We start from the raw sequence: 20,006 nt of genomic DNA, 5'->3' as shown, positions 1-20,006 counted from the left end.
TGTTTTAGTTTGCATGCTCAATTAAGTTACAACTCGTTAACTCTAGTAAAAAAGACTCTATGTCACTTTCTAACGCATTTATACTCGTTTCATATTTATTTATAATAGCTTGATATAAGCTACTGCTGCTTTGTGGGGTATTTAGTAACGTCCAACAATATTTACCCAGTTCATTAATAGTTGTTACAGTATAAGCATCTGTGTTTAAAATAACCCACTCTTGATCTATTTCCACAATCTCATAATTTTCTTTTCTGATATAACAACTCATTACGAAATCAACTCCCAAAACGTATTGTTTTTTTGAAAATGCAGATGATACACTGGTACTTCATCTGCTACTTGCTTTAACAACTTCATAAGTTGAGAAACCTGCTCTTTTCTATATGACCAGTAAAAAACCTTATCAATTAACTCCACTAGAGCAACGGATTTTCTTTGTTGAATTCTTACATTTCTAGGTGCTTGATATAGTAGTTGAATACTCGCAAGCGGAATGGGTTGTTCAACCTCTTTTGCGTGAAGTTCACTGCGGAACGGTGAATTATATATCATAACGCTACCTGTTTGAACTTTTACTATTGTCGCTTCATCAGATAATAACAATCTAGGCTGTGACAATTGTGCTGCTGTTGATTTTCCAGCCCCAGAGTGGCCTGTAAAAATATGTGCTTGCTCATTGTCTACAGCACAGGATGAATGAAGTAAAATTCCCCAGTTGTGGTGAACGATAAAAGCGCTGTATAGATTCATTGTGGCATGCTTTAAAGCTAATTCATCATACGCCATTATTTTCGCTTTTTTATACCCATGATCTACTTCAATTTTATAATCTGCTCTTTTAAAAGTAATGACATCAAGCTCGTCTTTTGTTTCAACACTGTAATCAGTAAAAGATACGCCATAACCCATCTCTATTTCTATTTGAAGATGGTCGCTATCTTTCTCTCTACGTTCGAAACAGAAAAAATATTGACTAAGAAATGCCCAAGCACGTTTGGAGTCCGTATATATATCAATGTTATGATCAGCAATTCGTGTATGCATGATTTTCATTTTTTTATCTCCTCAATCCATAACTTTTAAAACAGCAGTCAATGGAAACCATTGACTACTAGCCTTACTTTAACAGGAAGCTTCTTACTTCTTCCCATTACCTTTTCCTGGCGTGCCTGCACCACCTGGTGGATTAGGGTTGCCTGGTGGAAAGTTTATTCCATCGTTTCCTGTTCCAGGATGATCTCGGTTTCCCTTGCCCGGATTCCAGCTTTGAGCCGTTTCAAACTGAATAGCTTGATGATTTAGTACTTTGGGCGCTTCATGTACGTTATTTTGCACCTTCTTCTCTCCTCTTTGTTCTTTATTGAGAACGAAACCATGCAAAGATTTCTTTTTAACTAGTTCTTTAGCATGATTACTAGTTCTTTTTCATTATAAAACATTCTTCGTTCTTTTTAAAGAACATTTTTAGAAAAATATAACTATTAAATAACTTTATACAAAAAGTTGCTCTTCTTTATTGCTATAACAAGTTGGTACCTTCATTTAATTTATTAGAATTATATGCATATATACAATCGGAAAGGTGCTTTAAGCTCTTTGATTCTACACTAATCATATTTTATTTATCATTACCTTGTTCTTCTTTTTGCCATTTGATAAATTTCAATATCTCCCTGTACTCACTCAGCTGCTCTTTTTTTACTCCCATTTCTTTTAAATCATTAATAAAATCTACCCATTCCGGTTCTAAAAGCTCGCCTATTTCAGAGTTTGCCTCTACTAGTATTGTGAATTCAACTCCGAGTACCGCGGCTAACTTTTCTACAACTTGTATAGATGGATTTTGATTTACATTTCTTTCGATATTGCTTAGATATGATTTCGATACATTTGCTCTTTCAGCAAGCTCAGAAAGCGTAAGCCCTCGAGATTTACGAATTCTATAAATCTTTTCTCCTATCATTTGTATCCCTCATACTTTTTATTATTTATTCAATTATATTCCTTAACTCTGGTTTCTAGTCATTTATAGCAGAAGATCTATCAGTAGGTAAATTTTATTTTTAATGCTTAAACGGATAGACAGATTGACACCGCTATGATGAAATACCTTTGCACTGATAGCAGCGAAATCAAACTAGAACATTTAAATACCAACATTTCGTTCTTTATAAAGAACGAAACAAGTTATTTTTTTAGTTTCTTTATAGGATATAGCGCTCATTACAATATGCACAGGAAATTATTTAGAAGTTCCTATAATTTTGTGCTTCACATCTTTATAGTGAATACTAAATATAGAAAGCAACAGAAATAACAAATGTTCTTTATAAAGAACATAATTAAAAACTAACACTTTTATTTTTAATTGTCAATCGCTCTGTTTATTATAAACTAATTAAATCTTTACATAGATAAAGCTAAAAAGCAAAAGCGCCCTTATGTACCTTTTATAAAACAGGTATCAATTATTACATTTTGTTATAATAATTGATACCTGTTTCGTTTAATAACAATATGAACAAAATTAAGACTGAAGAATACGTATGATATATCTAGAAATGAATTATTTATCAAGGAAAAATATTTGCAGAAGTATAGAGGATCTGAATGTTAAGAAAATATTATAACAGCTACTGCAGTTGCTAAATTATATCATTGTTTTATTTGTTGCCATTTTTGAAACTCCAAAAACTGCTTAAACTGTTCTTTGCTAACACCCGACTGCGCCGCTTCTTTTGCTAGTTCCATCCACTCCGGGTCTAACTGTGGTTCTTGCTTATTACTGCTATCATTAATAAGCGATTCGACGCTAACATGTAATACGGTTGATACTTTTGTTAAAAACTGAATTGATGGATTAAGCTGAATTCCTCGTTCTACCGATGAAATATAGGATTTAGCTACTCCTGCCCGCGTAGCAAGCTCCGTTAAAGACATTCCTTTTTTTCCTCTTAGTTCTCTGATACGCTGACCAATTTCCAATTATCATCACCCTTAACTGTTACTATTAGAAGCATTATAACATATTTTTTCTAATTTTACTTATGACCAAAACGTTAATTGTAAAACCTCATTAATTAAATGAGTGTACAATTACTTTTTATTCTCAGACGCTTTCTTTCCACCATCGAAATAAAACAATACAGCCACCCACTAAGAAGTCAGTAAAGAATCCTAGCAGCAAAATCTCCAATCTTTTATAGATAAAAAGTCCAGCAATAAACCCAAATAGAATATCCACAAAGATATACTACCCGATGATTCAGCTTTCAACACTATAAAATCTCTTTCTAGCTCTCCTAAAATAAGCCATTTGACTTACTTCAGTATAAAATACATACAATCAAAAGTATAGCATTTTAAGGTACAATTTAACTGTTTTATTAATTGAAATATTTATGTGCTAGCCTCTCCTGACCTACTTAAAATTTACTTGTTTAATTTCCCAAAGGTCATTGACCGCAGACCTCTCTAAGTCAAATTCCATTGATAAACTAGTTTGCCCCTTTCCTTTCTCAACTGCAATGGTTAAAATCTTCACCTTTCCCTTTACAACAAGGGGACTGTTTTCTATTTTTTCTTCAATTTCTTCTTTTTTGTAGTTTAAAGCTTCAATTTTCTTGACTTTTGAATAGATTTTCTGCAATTGCTTCTCACCTACTGCTGCTTTCAACAAAGTTTCATCCTGCTGTTTTACTCCGACTAAGAAAAGCTGAATGAGCTGTTCTGGTGTAGCTGTAGAAACAAATTTCTCAAGATTATCTCCGGCTTTTAATACCATCATTTGATGATCTGGATCTGTATGATTTCGTTTATGTGTAGTGCTGTTTAAAAAATGAATGCAAAAATGGCCTGGAAATCCGTTATCTAGCGCTCCGGCTCCATGTGGCATACCATTCATTGATGCAGCTATAAGCTCTCCCTTTATAGGGATCAAAACTGCTTTTCTATCCCAACTCCACTGGTTGTCATAAATGTATTTCATAACAGCAGTATCCGTTCTTGTTAAGGGTTGTACATCTGCATGCTTGTTTCCGGCTCGTCGCTGCACGTTAAAAGATAAACCAGTATCCATATCAATTATCGTAAATTTCTTACCTTTAGGAAGTAAATATTGAGCTTCTTTCCATGGTATAATTTTACCTTTTTGTACTGTTCCATAATATGTTAAAGGGTGGTTTTTGATTTTTGCATCCGCATGATTTGGCGTGATAAGACCTATAAACAATAAAATAATGAAATATTTATTCATACATAAACCTCTTTCATATACATTTTAGCTTTATTAATATACGACGGTTCATGTATTTTATAATTGGCACTTAATAGCTAAAAAGTAAGCTTTATTCGGTTACATGAAATTCGGGAGCTTATCCATACTAACATTGGGAGGGAAATGCGTATGAAACTAACTTGGATGTTAGGTCTTATGTTGGTTGCTCATCCAACTTCGTTATCAGACCATTTGTTATTAACCGAAGACAATAAACCAATTACAACTATTAACCGTGCGGATATTGAAAATGATATTCCAGGTATTCCACTTATTGATGATGATAAATACGACATGCTACTGAAAAAAATTCAGCCTATTGCCTATAAACCACCTATTAATGCAAAGCTTGATCGTGCGGGCAACATTATTCCTGAACAGCCTGGATCACAGCTCAATAGCGTACTGTTTAAAGAAGAGTTCTACAGAACGTTTTACAATCGTTCACAAACATCTGTTCAGATTCCAAAGATGGCTATTTATCCTAAAGTTGACAGCGAGCTGTTAGCTTCCGTTCGCTCCAAGCAAATTAGTCATTATTATACTTATTTTAATACGCATAATAAAAACCGCTCACACAACATTTCTTTAGCTACAGAAGCTATTAATAATCAAGTTATTTTCCCTGGGGAGACATTCTCGTTTAATCGTACTGTGGGACAACGTACAAAAGAAAAGGGATATCTTCCTGCTAAGATTATTATTAGAGGTGAATTTTCGGAAGGTATTGGTGGTGGAATTTGCCAGGTTTCTTCAACTTTATTTAATGCTGTTGATCGAGCAGGATTAGAAGTGACTCAGCGATTTTCACATAGTAAAACCGTTCACTATGTTCCACCTGGAAGAGATGCTACGGTAAGCTGGTACGGACCGGATTTTAATTTTCGAAACAACTATGACCAGCCGTTACTTATTCGAGCGTATGCAAAAGGGAGCACAGTAAGTATTATGCTCTTTTCAACGAATGACCTTCGTTATGAACCAAAAAGTGTACCTAGCATTCAAAAAGAAAAGCTTGTACCATCGTCTATTGATTAAATAAAAAGATGTGTTCTGCGTGCTATGTGGAACACATCTTTTTATTAAAGAGGGAGCTGTACGTAAACGGCAATCCATTCCCCATCATGCTCAGCCCATACTTCTCCATTATGTAATTCTACAATACGCTTTGAAATAGAGAGACCTAACCCCGCACTTCCATCGTTTGTTCTCGATTTATTTGCACGATAGAATTGATCAAACATTTGATTTGTATCAACTCTTTGATTTGACTGAACCTGGTTATGAATAGAAAATAAAACATCCGTTTCGTTTCTCTTTAGAACAATAAATACATCAGACGGTTTTACTGCATATTTTCTCACGTTATCCAATAAGTTTGTAAATACTCTTACAATTTTGTCAACATCTACACATAACGTCATATCCTTGTTCATTATTTCTAAATTCACTGAAATCCCTTCGCTTTTTAATATGGCATGATACTCACTCGTTAACTGCTGTAACAACAAACTGATGTCTATGTTTGAATAAGTAAGAGCTAAATTAGGGCTTGTTAATTTTGTATACTCGAAAAGATCATTGATCAAATAGTTTAAATTTTGTGTTTTGGCATCAATGATATCTACGTATTCTAGAAACTCTTCTTTATTAAGGTGATGATTTTGCTTTAATAAATCTAGATAGCCAATAATAGAAGTCAATGGAGTACGTAAATCATGAGAAACACTTGAAATTAGTTCATTTTTACTTTGTTCAATTAACCGCTCATGCTCAAACTTCGCCTTTAACTCCGCAGACATTTTGTTAATATTTTGGGTAAGGTTTGCTAGTTCATCATGACCTCTAACTTCTATTTCTACCTCTAAATCACCGTTTGCAATATTTGTAATTTCATTTGAAATCTTTTTTAAATACAGAACTTTTTTCCTAACAAAGAGCAAAAAGCTAACGATAAAAACTCCTACCGTAGTAAGGAGAATTAAAAATAGGATTATGTTATAAAGGGTTGGGTTAATCTCATACGTATGTAAAAGATAAGGTTGTACTACATATTTTGAAAACAATCCCAATATGAAAAAAGCAAGAACATAACTAACAAAAATCGCCAGTAATAGTTGTAAGCTAATTTTTCTAAAAATCACCTTTTTCCATTTCATACTTTGTAGCCAACTCCCCAAACCGTTTTCACATAAATCGGCCTTTTGGGATTTGGCTCAATTTTGTCACGAAGCTTTGTAATATGAACCATTACATTGTTATCTGATTTTAAGAAAGGATCTTTCCATACCTCTTCATATATCTTATCTACACTCAATACAATTCCTTTGTTTCGTACTAATAACTCAAGGATATCAAACTCTTTTGGTGTTAAATGAACTTCTCGACCGTTTACTTTCACACTCCTTGTTTCTGTATTTATCGTTAAGTCTTCAATCTCAATTTCACTTTGAGATTTAGGTTGTGCGTTGTACTTTGTATATCGTCTAAGCTGAGACTTCACTCTTGCTAGTAACTCGAGTGGGTTAAAAGGCTTTGTTAAATAATCGTCTGCTCCTGCAGTTAAACCTTGTATTTTATCCAGGTCTTCAGACTTTGCTGAAAGCATAAGGATTGGAATATGAGCTCTCTTTCGAACTTCAATACACATTTCAATTCCATCCATTTCTGGCATCATCACATCTAAGATTAACAAATCAAATGATTGATTGTTCAGAAGTTCCAAAGCCTCTAACCCGCTTTGGCATTTCCAGACGTTAAAACCCTCGTTCTCTAAGTAAATTCCAATTAAATTTCTAATCTTTTCATCATCATCAACAACCATTATAGCTTTACTCATGTCTATTCTTTCCTTTCTATTTTTGGCAATGAAATATATACGCTGGTGGAAGATTTAAAAATTCTCTTTGAATTTTCATTGAGGAAAAGAACTGTTCAATAAACATTTTTTTCATTTTTGTATACTGAAATGTAATAAACATACCTTCTTTTCTTAAAATAGACGTAGCTTCCTTTAAAATAGAAATTGAAAGGTTTTTTGGCAATGAAGAAAATGGTAATCCGGACACAATGTAGTCAACACATTTTATACCATAACCCTCCAAATATTGCTTGATATGCTCAGCGGATCCATGAATAATATGAACGTTTTTCTCTTCACTATATTCTTCAAGCAGATATTGATAAAATTCTTCATTAATTTCAATTAGCAAAAGAACTGTCCCCTGCTTTCTTCTTTTTAACAGCTCCTTTGTGAAAACCCCTGTACCGGGTCCGTATTCAACAATTACATTAGCCGTTTCAAAATTAATCTCACCTACCATTTTGGCAGCTAAATAACGAGAACTTGGTAAAATTGCTCCTACTGTTCTTGGTTTTTTCGCATATTGAGAAATAAATAATTCACCCATTCTTCATCACTCCATTATCTTTTCTTATTTTTTAGGATAAAAGATAAAAATGAAGATTTTATGGATGAAAATCTTAAGATTTCTTAAGATTTTTTGTCACTATATTAAACTTAGTCGACTAGTGCACACTCTTAATAATTAGTTAGAACATATATTGATTAAATAAACTGAAAGCAAAAGCCGTTTATCTTAGCTTTTGCTTTCAGTTCTTATTGGTTTAGTTGAATTGCACTTGCTACGGAATACTCATCAAGAGGCAGTTCAATTTCTTCTCCAAGCGCAAGTTTAGCAAGCTGTGAGCCTAAATAAGGCCCTACCGTTAAGCCAGATGCTCCAAGCCCATTTGCTAAAAAGACGTTGGAATGTGACGGAACAGGTCCGATAATCGGTAAGAACCCTGGCGTAAACGGCCTAAAGCCTACACGGATTTCATCTATTGCCCCATCGGCTAATCCAGGTGCTATCTCTAAAGCTTTATGCAGCACTTCATAAATCCCACTAGCTGTTACCCGGTAATCAAAGCCTGTGTCATTTTCATGTGTTGCTCCAATTACAATCTTACCTTGTTCAAAAGCAAGTATATATTGATCATTGGGAGGCATGACAACAGGTAAAGAATCTGTTTCTTCTTCATCAAGCTGCAAATGCATAATTTGGGCTTTTTGATACGTAATCTGCAAATCAATCCCAATTGGTTCAAATAGCTCTCTTGCCCACGCTCCTGCCGTAACAATAACATAATCTGCTTCAATAGTAGCTGAACTTGTAAGAACTCCTTTTATTTTTTTCCCTTTATATAAGAGTTCGGCTTTATCATGAATGAGTTTTGCTCCATGTTTTTTGGCCCCTGCAAGCAGAGCTTCACACAATGCTCTGCCATTAACGCGAGCAGCTCCGCTAATGTGAACAGATTGAAAGCCATTTTTTAAAAAGGGAAACTCCCGTTGAGTTTTATCTTCTAACAAGCGCTTGATATCACCAATTTCAGGCGCATCTTCACGCCGCTTGTAAGCACGCTCTTGCATTTTATCAACTTTATTTTCATCTGTATGAATACCGATGGCTCCAACCTTTTGGTAACCTGTACTTGTTTCTCCATCTGCTTCTAAGCTTGCAATTAAGTCTTGATAATATTTTGCTCCGGACTTAGCTAAGCGGTACCAGGCTTTATTACGGCGCTGCGAAAGCCATGGGCATACAATTCCTGCAGCTGCATCTGTTGCTTGTCCATCATGCTTTTTGTCTACAATCGTTACATCTGCTCCTGATTTGGCTAAATGATAAGCAGTTGATGCTCCTAATATCCCTGCTCCGATGACGATATATGTACTCATTTATAACATTCCTTTATTCTCTATTAGTCATTAAGTGATAAAGGTGGTTCTCTACCACTTTGTTCTTTAATTCGCTTATCGATTGCTTCTTTTGTTTGCTTACGAATCTGATTTTTTCGCTCATACTCGTTTTGGTAAAAATCTTTAACCGTCTGATAACGCTCCTTAATAAGATCACGATAATTTTCGGCTTCTTTTTTATTTTTAAACTTAAATGGCTGAAGCAAAAGGTGTCCAGCCTGTTGCTTCAAAAGAAGCTAGTGCTTTTTCAAACTTATCCTGATTGTATGTGCTTGAACTATAGACTACTTCATTGCTTTGACAAGAAGCAAATTTATCACTCTCTTGTTTTGATCCTTTGTGCCCATATACCCGAAGAGATATGTTTGCTCCTGTTAGCAAGCTATTTACATAGTCACGTACCACTTGTTTGCCCAGCTCCATTTTTTGGCCGCCGATTACGCTTCTATTCATACTTTTGCTTGCATCAATTAAACATGCAACGTTTAGCTCTTCGGCATCAGGTATGTTCACCTGCTGAGTTGGCATGTCACTCTCTTCAATTCGAACAACCGAATCTAACTCTTCAAGCTTAATGGCATCTTCTTTTATATTAGCGGCTAATAAAGGAACAACCAAATCGTAAACTTCAATACCTGTTAACTGCTGATCAGCTTTTAATAGTTCTTTTTCTACCGCTTCCTCTTCATAACTACTTCTTTATGTCCCCCCTCTCTCTAGGAATCTCTCTAAGATCTTGCAATGCGCTTTTAGGCTCTGTTGCCCTGCTTTCTCTTCCTTTACTTCAACACCTACCGTTTGTTGCTTATTACCTTTTTCAACTGACTCACTTGATGATGCTGCACAGCTCGTCAGCATAAAAACGGCACTTACGCTAAAAGCAACTGCTACATTTTTTATGTTTTCATGCCCCTTTTCATACTCTATTTATCATTCATATGGTACCACAAAAGATCTATTTGAAATCCAGTTTTTGTATAGCGCAAAATTTGAACTACTTCTTTATCTGCTACCTTCAAGATCTATAAAATTGTGATATGCTAGAGAAAGGAAGGTGACTATATGAAACAAATTAAAGTTAATCAATATGATGCGTTTAGTCGAAAACCACATAAAGGAAACCCTGCAGGAGTTGTTTTTCATGCCGATTCCTTAACTGATCATGAGATGCAGCTCGTTGCAACAAAAGCAAAGTTTAGTGAAACAGCTTTTATTTTACCATCTTCATCCGCAGACTTACATATTCGCTACTTTACTCCTGGACAGGAAGTTGATTTATGTGGACATGCCACCATTGCGTCTATTTACGCACTGTATACGAATAACATGCTCTCAAAAAGAGAACTGACGATTGAAACCAAAGCTGGCATTTTACCAATCAAGATAGAAGATAACGACCAGGTGCTCATTACAATGAATCAAGCAAAGCCTATTTTTCAACCTTTTAAAGGTTCAAAAGATGAATTAGCGGGCGCTCTTGGAATTACAGTCCATGACTTTGCTTCTGATTTACCTATTGTTTACGGAAGCACGGGAAGTTGGACTTTAATTGTGCCATTAAAATCGTTAAATGCTTGTCAAAAAATGCATCCTTTGTCCGAGAAATTCCCTCAAATACTAACAGATTTTCCGAGAGCTTCTATTCACCCTTTTTGCTTTGAAACCATTCATAAAGCAGCACATATGCATGGGCGCCACTTCTCTTCTCCTTATTCAGGGATAGTAGAAGACCCGGTAACAGGGACTGCTTCCGGCGTGATGGGTGCTTACTATGCGACCTATGTTAACAACTCTGCTTTCAGCAGTATGAATCTACTTGTCGAACAAGGACTGGAAATAGAGAGAGACGGGTTGGTGTATGTAAAAATTGAAAACTCCAGTGAATTATGCGTTTCAATTGCTGGTGAAGCTGTCTATGTAGAAACAAAAACAATTTTAATTTAATAAAACACTAAAAAATCGTACATTTTCATGTACGATTTTCCTATGTAGAGACTTATGAAAACACAGCTTGAACGCTCATCACGGTTACAGTTAATACAAGCACTACATTTCCAATAATTAACCAGGGCTTCACGCTTCCACGCTTTCCTTTAATGGCTGTAACAAGTCCAGCTATTGGGAGTAATGCCATTAGAATGACCCAAATTTTTCGGATAATTGCTGATTCTAAATAAAATCCTACTTGCACCATTGTAAATAAAACAATTGTCAGTACAAACAGTAGGCCCGGAATAAATAAATGCACGCCTCTTGGCCTTGATGAATAGTACAAAACATCACTTTCTTTCTATATATAGTTTTAGCTAACAACAACGTTATCATTTACCAAAGGTTTTGACAACTTGTCAGACAAAGTTGTTAACAAAATTTAATAAAAGGTAATCAGTGCTTTATTTCTTCAAATGGAAATGGCTCTGTTGTATGAATAATTCCTTCTAAGTATGATTTATCCAACGCTTTACCTTCTATCCATTCTTTAAAGGAAAAGATGAAGGGCTCAGCTGATCGGCCAATTCCAACTGCTACTTGCAGCGTATGAGGTTCATATGCCACCGTATGCAGCGTTCCAGCTGAATTTTTATAGTCTTCTTTAAAGACTCCATGGACTGGGTCATTGAAAACTTGAAATGCATCCCTTATGGATAGTGCTTGGTCAATATGGTTACGGATATTCTCTAAACGCTCTGTTGATTCAACGAGATGATGGCGATTTTCTTCAATCAATTCATGAAAATGATTTGTACAAGCCATCGCCCCTCCTCTCAATACGCGCACTCCTCTACCTGATGCCTCAACAACAGCTGCATATCCATTCCGATCATAAAGTGAATAGTTAAATGCGTGCCTATGAGGAGCTCTCTCTAAAACAGCTACCGCTTCTTCTGTTGTTTCGCATGATTCCAAAATAAAACGAGCTAACGTACAGCAAATGAAGCCATCTGTTTGCCTACGACGGTTAACAAAATGGTAACCGATTACAAGGCCTTTTTCATTCATGCCATCCATTCGGCCAATCATTCTAGTTCCAAATCCTACGCTAGCAAAACCTCGATCAGGTTGAAAGAGTAAAAATCTTCCCTCGTATGTTTTAGGGTGATAGTCATAGTTGCGCACATACACCCCGTTTTGCATAAGAGCCGAACATCCTGTTTTATCCCAATTTTGTTGATAGCCGCTATACTCGTGAACAACATCTTCAAGCGACCAATCTAACCCTTCACGCAATCCTTCTAGTTCACTCCACAAGTCAGGTGCAAACAAATCATAATACGTTTTAGCCTGGCGTTGATTCGCCTTATAACTTCGAGTTGAACGCTTTCTTCTTTTTAAATGATTTTCTTCAAGCTTTGTACCCTTATGTTGTAACCCTTGTAGTACTCCAAGATTATAATAAGAGCCTCTTCCTTGAATAATCTCTACCTTTATGTCTTTCATTTCCTTTTCACCTCATTTAATCTACTCTTATTTTGCAGGAAATGAACATCGATTTGCAACTTTCAATCCTCATACAAGACATCCAAATGGAATAAAGTTAAAGAGTGAGCGTTTTGAATTAACAAATATTAATTTGAGGTGATGACTAATGCTACAAGAGAAAATAGCAAAAGAAATCCATTATTATATACAAAAAATTCAAAGCAGACAATCAGCTGATGGTTCCTTTCAGTATTGCTTTGAAGGGGGTGTTATGACGGACTCTTTCTTAATTATGCTCTTGCGAAGCATTGAACACCCGGACGAAAAGCTTGTTGAAAAGCTTACGAAGCGAATTGTTTCAAAACAAAATAAGGATGGAGTTTGGACCCTGCACGATGATGAAAAGTCAAATCCTTCTGCGACTCTTCAAGCCTATGCAGCCCTTTTATACTCTGGCTTCTATACGCGCGAAGATCGCATTCTTCGAAAAACAGAGGCATACCTCATTGAAACCAATGCACTATCAAAGGCTCATTTTATGACAAAATGGATGCTTGCAGCAAACGGATTATACGATTGGCCTTCGTTGTTTTATTTACCACTTTCATTTCTAGTCGTTCCGCCTAACGCTCCCCTTAGCTTTTATAATTTAAGCGCTTATGCACGCATTCATTTTATCCCAATGATGATTGTTGCCAATAAAAAATTTTCAGTCACGTCTAAGCACACCCCTTCTCTCAATCATTTGCTGACACGGTCAGAGGAACTAGATATGCAACGAAATATTCAATCATCACCATTTCTTAAGCAAGTTAAGCACTTAACATCCCTTCCATCTTATATTCATCGACTTGGCTATCAAGCGGCCGAACGTTACATGCTGGACCGCTTAGAGGATGATGGGACATTATACAGCTATGCTAGTGCTACATTTTTTATGGTGTACGCTCTATTAGCTCTTGGATATGAGCGTACTTCTCCTATTGTTCAACGGGCCGTTGAAGGGATTTGTGGATTAGCTAGTGAATGCTCGGCTTATACACATATTGAAAATTCTACATCAACGGTATGGGATACAGCTCTTTTAACTTATGCGCTTCAAGAATCCGGCTTATCTTGGAAAAACCCTATGATAAAAAAAGCGACTTCTTATTTACAGAAAAAACAACATTCTCGCTTTGGAGATTGGCGTGTTCATAACCCAGGTATTGAACCAGGCGGATGGGGATTTTCACACAATAACACCATCAACCCTGATTTAGATGACACTTCTGCTGCAATTCGTGCATTAACTAGTCGAGCCGCAGGCGACCCATCTTATTTCCACTCGTGGCAAAAAGGAATCAACTGGCTGTTATCGATGCAAAATCGAGACGGTGGCTTTGCTGCCTTTGAAAAAAACACTGATAGCACGTTGTTTACGTACCTGCCCCTTGAAAATGCAGAAGATGCGGCTACGGATCCTGCAACTGCTGATTTAACGGGCCGGGTACTAGAATGTCTTGGTTCATTTGGAGGTATGAACAAGAATCATCCCAAAATCCAAGCAGCCGTTGAGTGGTTATTAGACAATCAAGAAGAGAATGGCAGTTGGTATGGGCGCTGGGGAGTTTGTTATATATATGGTACTTGGGCAGCTGTTACGGGGCTTTTAGCAGTAGGTGTATCAAAACACGATAAGCAGATTGTAAAAGCAATTAACTGGCTTAAGAGCATCCAACGTTCAGACGGCGGATGGGGAGAATCATGCTCCAGTGCTAAATATAAGCGCTATATGCCATTATCGTTTAGTACACCTTCTCAAACAGCTTGGGCTATAGATGCTCTACTGGGTGTCTGTCCAAAAACTAATCAAGAAATAATAGATGGTGTTTCCTTTTTACTCAATCGCTCAGAACAAACCATGCAGCAGCGAAACTATCCGACCGGCATTGGACTTCCTGGACAATTTTATATTAATTACCACAGCTATAACGACCTTTTTCCTTTATTAGCTCTTTCACATTATCGTGCAAAAACTTAAAAAAACTTCTCCATTGATTGGAGAAGTTTTTTATTTGAAAATTCTATATTTTCAATAGGGAACTTTCTCTTTTAGTGATAGCCACGTACGATCCTGTATTTTTTGAACTCCTACTTCCTGTTCAAAAAACGCAGAAAGCTTCTTTTCCGTTAACAAATCGGCTGTTTTGCCTGCTGAAAACACTCTTCCTTCTTTCATCAACATGGTGTGAGTGAAGCTAGATAAGATCTCTTCCACATGATGCGTCACATAAATAAGAGTTGGACCATCTGGTTCCATCGCAATTTGTTGAATTAACGATAATAATTGCTCTTTGGCCAAAAAATCTAAACCTGTACACGGTTCATCTAGAATAAGAAGCTTTGGAGATGCCATCAATGCGCGTGCAATTAACACTCTCTGACGTTCACCTTGAGATAAAGTGCGATAGGGTTGACTAGCAAGGTGTTTGCACTTAAGCTGATGGAGAAATTGATTTGCACGTTCCACATCTTCCTGAGTTACACTCTCATATAGTCCAATTGAAGCAAACTTCCCACTTAAAACAATTGTTATTGCTGTTTCATCCTCAGGAAATCGCTGCTGTAAAGACGAACTGACCCACCCAATTTCTTTGCGCATTTCTGGCAAATTGGTTTCACCAAACTTATGATTTAAAACGGTAGTTTCTCCTTTAGTTGGCCATATGTATCCATTTATAATATTTAAGAGCGTTGTTTTGCCACATCCATTTAACCCTAGTAAACACCAATGCTCACTTTGATTAATTTTCCACGATATATCGTTTAGCAACAGTTTGTTTTCGCGTATAAGCGAAACATTTGTTAATGTTACAATATTAGTCAACTGACATCCCTCCTGTTTGGATTGAATAAACATCAATAGGTTTATTCCACTTTATAATCTGCTTTTCTTTTTTCATCCCTATTTTCACCACTACTTTTTGCGATGCGTGATGCTTAGGATCTATTAAAGCTGTAATCCTCGTTAATCCAAGCTTGTGAAATCCATAGTTAATACAGCCTTGAGCCGCTTCAGTTGCATAACCTTTCCCCCAAAAATCTTGAAGAAATAAATACCCTAACTCTACCTCTATAACGCCATCAACCTTTTGCAACAACAAGCCACACTGTCCAACAATTTGTTTTTCACCTTTCTTTTCAACGGTCCACAAACTAAAGCCGTAAGACATATCATGATTTCGAACAGATTGAATCCAAAGTTTGGTTTCATCTACGCTTTTTATATGCGGATAGAATTTCATCGCTTTTGGATCACTAAATATTTGAAACAGCGCTTGATCATCAGACGCTCTCATCTTTCTTAAAATTAACCGCTTAGTTTCTATTATAACAAAGCTCATCCCTCGACTCCTTTTTTAATTTATGATGATAAATATAATTTGCGAAACGCTGTAGGGGTCAGGTTTTCATATTTCTTAAACTGCTTAATAAAATAGCTGACATTTTCATATCCAACTAATGCTGCCACCTCTGAGACAGACATTTGGCTATGTTTAATTAAAAGCTCTTTCGCTTTTTGAATGCGCACTCGCGTAACGTATTCGATTGGTCTTAAACCAAAAGCTTGTTGAAATAAAAGGCACGTATACTGAGGTGTTACGTTTAAAGAGTGAGCGATAGCATCTAGAGTCACAACGCTAGCATACGAACCTTCAATATAGTCAATGGCAGGCTGAAGCTGCGCATGATGCTCATGTCTCGTTTTTCTTTCAGACAGCAGGCAATCATTCTGTAAATGAAGCAAAAAGCTATAAATTAACTCAGAAGCCTTTAAGCTACTCGATGACCCTTTGACTTCAAAAGCTAAAATCATATCTTTTAGCTTTTGTAAAAGAGTTTCAGCATATGTTACCTTAACTTTTGTTGAGGTTAGCAAGCCAAATGTACGAAGAGTTTCATTGATTTGTGCTCCGTTAAATGAAACCCAACATACTTCCCATTGTTCACTTAAAGGATAATATTCATGCGGAACGTAGGGAGTTAGAAAAAAGCCTTCGTTCTGTTCAATTGTATATGCTTGATTATTCACACAAAGCTTCCCTTTTCCGCTCATACACTGAATCCACTGAAAGTCTGGAAACTCGTGTTCACGTACAATATGCACTTGGTGTTTCCAATATCCTACACTTGATACATAAAAGGGTAATCTAAGGTCTAACTCTGTCAGCGTGGGAAAAATTGCTTTATCCACTTAACTTCCTCTCCTACTCATCATTCTTCATATGAATTTTGTTATATTTTTTTAAAATTGTCTCATTGATTCGCCTTTTGGTAAGCGTTATCATGTTCATATACCATTATAAATGAATAAGGGATGGATGAACATGTTAAAAACAATTAAAAAATTCAACTACACTCCACCAGCCAACGGATTTCCTGAGTGGAATAATAACCCTGATATTTTCCAGCTAAACCGCTTACCAGCTCATTCAAATACGACGATTTACCAAACGTCAGAACAAGCTTTACACTCTAACACCTCATCTTCTTACTATCAGTCTTTGAATGGAGATTGGCAGTTTCATTGGGTACCGCGCCCAGATGAACGCATTGTGGATTTCTATCGCAAAGATTTTGATCATAGCACGTGGGACTCCATTTCAGTCCCTTCCCATTGGCAACTTCAAGGGTATGATTATCCACAATATACAAACGTAACGTATCCTTGGATACATCATGATGATATCAAAGCGCCTTTTGCGCCAACGAACTATAACCCTGTAGGACAATATACGCGTACTTTTACCGTGGATGAAAGCTGGAAAAACCAACCTATCTATCTTAGTTTCCAAGGAGTAGAGTCTGCTTTTTATGTATGGGTAAACGGTGAACTAGTCGGTTATAGTGAAGATAGCTTTACGCCTGCTGAGTTTGATTTAACCCCTTATATTCAAGAAGGTGAAAATAAATTAGCTGTAGAAGTGTATCGTTGGAGTGACGCTAGTTGGCTTGAAGATCAAGACTTTTGGAGAATGAGTGGGATTTTCAGAGACGTTTATCTCTATTCTACTCCTCCAGTTCATATTTTTGACTTTACCGTCCGCGCACAGCTAGATGAAAATTATGTGAATGGAAAACTAGCAATTTCTGCTGATATCACCAACTATATCGAACAGAGTGCTGAAAATGTAACGCTTGAAGCCATGCTTTATAATGATGAGCTTAAAGAAGTGCTAAACCAGCCGCTGCAAACATCAATTTCAGTACATGAACAAGAGACTGTTTCGCTAGACTCAAGCATTGCCTCACCAAATAAATGGAGCGCAGAAAGTCCTTATCTCTATACGCTTGTACTTACTTTGAAAGATGAAAATGGAAACGTAATTGAAGCGCAAAGCTGCAAGATTGGGTTTCGCACATTTGAACTAAAAGACGGATTAATGAAGATTAACGGGGAAACAATTGTTTTTAGAGGTGTAAATCGCCATGAATTTTCTGCGACGAAAGGTAGAGCCGGCATTACAAAAGAAGAGATGCTTCATGATATTTTATTAATGAAGCAGTTTAATATCAACGCAGTTCGTACCTCTCACTACCCTAATGCTTCAGGCTGGTACGAACTTTGCGATGAGTACGGCCTTTATGTAATTGATGAGACCAATCTGGAGACACACGGGACATGGAGTTACCTGCAAGAAGGTGAACAAGATGCAATTCCAGGAAGTAAGCCTGAATGGAAAGAAAATGTTTTAGATCGCTGTCGTTCTATGTACGAACGTGATAAAAACCACTCTTCTATCGTGATTTGGTCTCTTGGAAACGAATCGTTTGGTGGGGAAAATTTCAAGCATATGTATGATTTCTTCAAGCAAAAAGATGATACGCGTCTCGTTCATTATGAAGGAATATTCCATCACCGAGATTACGATGCATCTGATATCGAAAGCACGATGTATATTAAGCCAGCTGACATTGAAAAATATGCGCTGATGAACCCCAAAAAGCCTTATATTCTCTGTGAGTATAGCCATGCAATGGGGAACTCATGCGGTAATTTAGCTGATTATTGGAATGTTATTAATCAATATCCAATCTTACAAGGTGGCTTCATTTGGGATTGGCGAGACCAAGCTCTTGAAACAACAACACCAGACGGAATTACTTATTTAGCATACGGTGGCGACTTTGGCGAGAGTCCACATGATGGTAATTTCAGCGGGAACGGACTTTTATTTGCTAATGGTGACGTGACGCCAAAGTTATATGAAGTTAAAAAATGCTATGAAGCTGTATCATGGAAAGCTACTGATCTTAAACGAAAAATCTTTACTGTCCAAAATGATTACTTATTTACAAATTTAAAAGATTATGAGTTTACGCTTACAGTAACAAAAAATGGCGAAGACATTTATAACCATTCATTTATAGTAGATGTAAAGCCTCAAACAACAAAAGAGATTCAATTACCATTGGATGATTATAACAAATCTCAGATTAATGATGAATTTATTGCTACTCTATCAATGAAATTAAGAAATCAAACTAAGTGGGCTGACAAAGGGCATGAAGTAGCTTTTGAACAGTTTATTCTACCAGCACAAGTTGTTTTACAACGTGCAGTTGAGACAAAAGCACCACGCTCTATAAAAAATACAAGCCAAGAACTTATGATTAAAGCTGACTCTGCTACTCTTACATTCAACAAACAATCTGGCTTGATGACTTCTTATTTATATAGGGATACCGAATTATTGCTAGATGGATTGCAGCCTAACTTTTGGCGAGCAGTAACGGATAACGATTTGGGTAATAAACTTCAAGAACGCTGCCAAGTTTGGAGAGAAGCAAGCCTTAACAGAGAACTGGAATCGTTTACTGTACAAGAAGAGAAAAGTCATATAACTATTACCACACGCTTTTGGTTTCATTCGCTTGAAAACACAAGCTGTGAAGTTGTATATACTGTAGATAACAGTGGACAGGTTGCTATTCGCCAAACGCTGATTCCGGGCAGTACGCTTCCTGAAATTCCTGAATTTGGCTTACGCTTTACTATGCCAAAAGAATTCAACCAGCTTTCTTGGTATGGAAAAGGACCTCATGAAAATCATTGGGACCGTAATACAGGAGCAAAAGTTGGCTCCTATACAAGCGATGTAAACTCCCAGGTAACACCTTATTTACGTCCACAGGAATGCGGGAATAAAACGGATGTTCGTTCAGCAAGCATTCTCAATGAAAACGGAGTTGGTTTCTTTATTCAGGGTACACCGACGATTGAATTAAGTGCATTACCGTATACTCCGTTTGAGCTTGAAAGTTATGATCATCATTACAAGTTACCTAGTAGTGATAAAACGTCGATTCGCATTAACTATAAGCAAATGGGTGTAGGTGGTGACGATAGCTGGGGAGCCAAAACGCATCCACAATATACGCTGTATGCTAATCGTCCATATGTTCATGAGTTTACGATTAAGCCAATCGTTTAATCATTTAAAAAGAGCGCTGAGTGCGCTCTTTTTTTTAGAAGAAAAGTCTATTTATCTAAAGGGT

General features: G+C 36.6%; 21 protein-coding genes. 4 read left to right on the top strand and 17 right to left on the bottom strand.

The genetic code is table 11. From position 1 onward, the window contains the following. Positions 1-4 precede the first annotated feature (4 nt). From NIZ91_09160 to NIZ91_09135, 6 genes are all read right to left on the bottom strand, one after another. Entirely contained in the window at positions 5-271 is a 267-nt protein-coding gene (locus NIZ91_09160; protein ID USY56797.1) for a PqqD family protein, read from the bottom strand. Next, positions 271-1,056 carry a hypothetical protein gene (locus tag NIZ91_09155; protein ID USY56796.1) on the bottom strand — a complete coding sequence of 262 codons (786 nt, stop codon included), beginning with the start codon at positions 1,054-1,056 and terminating at the stop codon, positions 271-273. Before NIZ91_09155 ends, NIZ91_09160 begins: the two co-directional genes overlap by 1 nt. 84 nt (positions 1,057-1,140) lie before the next feature. Then, positions 1,141-1,338, bottom strand: coding sequence for a hypothetical protein (locus NIZ91_09150; protein USY56795.1), 198 nt, complete (start codon positions 1,336-1,338; stop codon positions 1,141-1,143). 283 nt (positions 1,339-1,621) lie between these two features. Beyond that, positions 1,622-1,966: a helix-turn-helix domain-containing protein gene (locus NIZ91_09145; protein USY56794.1), complete on the bottom strand. Its 345-nt coding sequence runs from the start codon at positions 1,964-1,966 to the stop codon at positions 1,622-1,624. Between the two features lie 692 nt (positions 1,967-2,658). Further along, positions 2,659-2,943 carry a DNA-binding anti-repressor SinI gene (gene sinI, locus NIZ91_09140; GenBank protein USY57132.1) on the bottom strand — a complete coding sequence of 95 codons (285 nt, stop codon included), beginning with the start codon at positions 2,941-2,943 and terminating at the stop codon, positions 2,659-2,661. Positions 2,944-3,424: 481 nt separating this feature from the next. After that, a complete protein-coding gene (locus NIZ91_09135) occupies positions 3,425-4,258 on the bottom strand; it encodes a hypothetical protein (GenBank protein ID USY56793.1) in 834 nt (277 codons plus the stop codon). Positions 4,259-4,408: 150 nt separating this feature from the next. On the opposite strand from NIZ91_09135, the gene NIZ91_09130 reads away from it, so the two are divergent. Further along, positions 4,409-5,317, top strand: coding sequence for a VanW family protein (locus NIZ91_09130; GenBank protein ID USY56792.1), 909 nt, complete (start codon positions 4,409-4,411; stop codon positions 5,315-5,317). Positions 5,318-5,361: 44 nt separating this feature from the next. On the opposite strand, the gene NIZ91_09125 is transcribed toward NIZ91_09130, so the two are convergent. From NIZ91_09125 to NIZ91_09100, 6 genes are all read right to left on the bottom strand, one after another. Next, complete coding sequence (locus tag NIZ91_09125; GenBank protein USY56791.1) at positions 5,362-6,438, bottom strand: HAMP domain-containing histidine kinase; 1,077 nt, start codon at positions 6,436-6,438, stop codon at positions 5,362-5,364. Beyond that, entirely contained in the window at positions 6,435-7,118 is a 684-nt protein-coding gene (locus NIZ91_09120; protein USY56790.1) for a response regulator transcription factor, read from the bottom strand. The genes NIZ91_09125 and NIZ91_09120 overlap by 4 nt, the downstream gene beginning before the upstream one ends. A 16-nt stretch (positions 7,119-7,134) precedes the next feature. Continuing rightward, entirely contained in the window at positions 7,135-7,689 is a 555-nt protein-coding gene (locus NIZ91_09115) for a methyltransferase domain-containing protein (GenBank protein USY56789.1), read from the bottom strand. A 209-nt stretch (positions 7,690-7,898) separates the two neighbouring features. Beyond that, on the bottom strand, positions 7,899-9,023 hold the full coding sequence (locus NIZ91_09110; protein ID USY56788.1) for an FAD-binding oxidoreductase: 1,125 nt from the start codon (positions 9,021-9,023) through the stop codon (positions 7,899-7,901). A 23-nt stretch (positions 9,024-9,046) separates the two neighbouring features. Beyond that, positions 9,047-9,250 carry a hypothetical protein gene (locus tag NIZ91_09105; protein ID USY56787.1) on the bottom strand — a complete coding sequence of 68 codons (204 nt, stop codon included), beginning with the start codon at positions 9,248-9,250 and terminating at the stop codon, positions 9,047-9,049. Further along, the gene (locus NIZ91_09100) at positions 9,234-9,662 is read right to left on the bottom strand and encodes a hypothetical protein (GenBank protein ID USY56786.1); all 429 of its coding nucleotides are present in this window, start codon (positions 9,660-9,662) and stop codon (positions 9,234-9,236) included. The genes NIZ91_09105 and NIZ91_09100 overlap by 17 nt, the downstream gene beginning before the upstream one ends. Positions 9,663-10,106: 444 nt before the next feature. Here NIZ91_09100 and NIZ91_09095 point away from each other — a divergent pair, with 444 nt between their 5' ends. Further along, complete coding sequence (locus NIZ91_09095; protein USY56785.1) at positions 10,107-10,988, top strand: PhzF family phenazine biosynthesis protein; 882 nt, start codon at positions 10,107-10,109, stop codon at positions 10,986-10,988. A 52-nt stretch (positions 10,989-11,040) separates the two neighbouring features. On the opposite strand, the gene NIZ91_09090 is transcribed toward NIZ91_09095, so the two are convergent. Next, positions 11,041-11,319, bottom strand: coding sequence for a hypothetical protein (locus NIZ91_09090; protein ID USY56784.1), 279 nt, complete (start codon positions 11,317-11,319; stop codon positions 11,041-11,043). A gap of 110 nt (positions 11,320-11,429) precedes the next feature. After that, positions 11,430-12,482, bottom strand: coding sequence for a C45 family peptidase (locus NIZ91_09085; GenBank protein USY56783.1), 1,053 nt, complete (start codon positions 12,480-12,482; stop codon positions 11,430-11,432). Positions 12,483-12,630: 148 nt separating this feature from the next. Between NIZ91_09085 and NIZ91_09080 the strand changes: the two genes are divergently transcribed. Beyond that, positions 12,631-14,487 carry a squalene--hopene cyclase gene (locus NIZ91_09080; GenBank protein USY56782.1) on the top strand — a complete coding sequence of 619 codons (1,857 nt, stop codon included), beginning with the start codon at positions 12,631-12,633 and terminating at the stop codon, positions 14,485-14,487. Positions 14,488-14,538: 51 nt separating this feature from the next. On the opposite strand, the gene NIZ91_09075 is transcribed toward NIZ91_09080, so the two are convergent. From NIZ91_09075 to NIZ91_09065, 3 genes are read right to left on the bottom strand one after another with little or no spacing between them, the layout of a single operon-like run. Next, a complete protein-coding gene (locus NIZ91_09075; GenBank protein ID USY57131.1) occupies positions 14,539-15,324 on the bottom strand; it encodes an ABC transporter ATP-binding protein in 786 nt (261 codons plus the stop codon). 1 nt (position 15,325) lies between these two features. Beyond that, positions 15,326-15,850 (bottom strand): GNAT family N-acetyltransferase, encoded by a 525-nt coding sequence (locus NIZ91_09070; protein USY56781.1) that lies wholly within the window; start codon positions 15,848-15,850, stop codon positions 15,326-15,328. Between the two features lie 20 nt (positions 15,851-15,870). After that, on the bottom strand, positions 15,871-16,701 hold the full coding sequence (locus NIZ91_09065) for an AraC family transcriptional regulator (GenBank protein ID USY56780.1): 831 nt from the start codon (positions 16,699-16,701) through the stop codon (positions 15,871-15,873). Between the two features lie 133 nt (positions 16,702-16,834). Between NIZ91_09065 and NIZ91_09060 the strand changes: the two genes are divergently transcribed. Next, entirely contained in the window at positions 16,835-19,942 is a 3,108-nt protein-coding gene (locus NIZ91_09060) for a DUF4981 domain-containing protein (GenBank protein USY56779.1), read from the top strand. Positions 19,943-20,006: the final 64 nt, after the last annotated feature.

This window comes from Bacillus sp. 1780r2a1, from assembly GCA_024134725.1.
In the GTDB taxonomy this organism is placed as follows: domain Bacteria; phylum Bacillota; class Bacilli; order Bacillales; family Bacillaceae_H; genus Priestia; species Priestia aryabhattai_A.
This window is presented reverse-complemented; position numbering and strand designations above follow the sequence as displayed.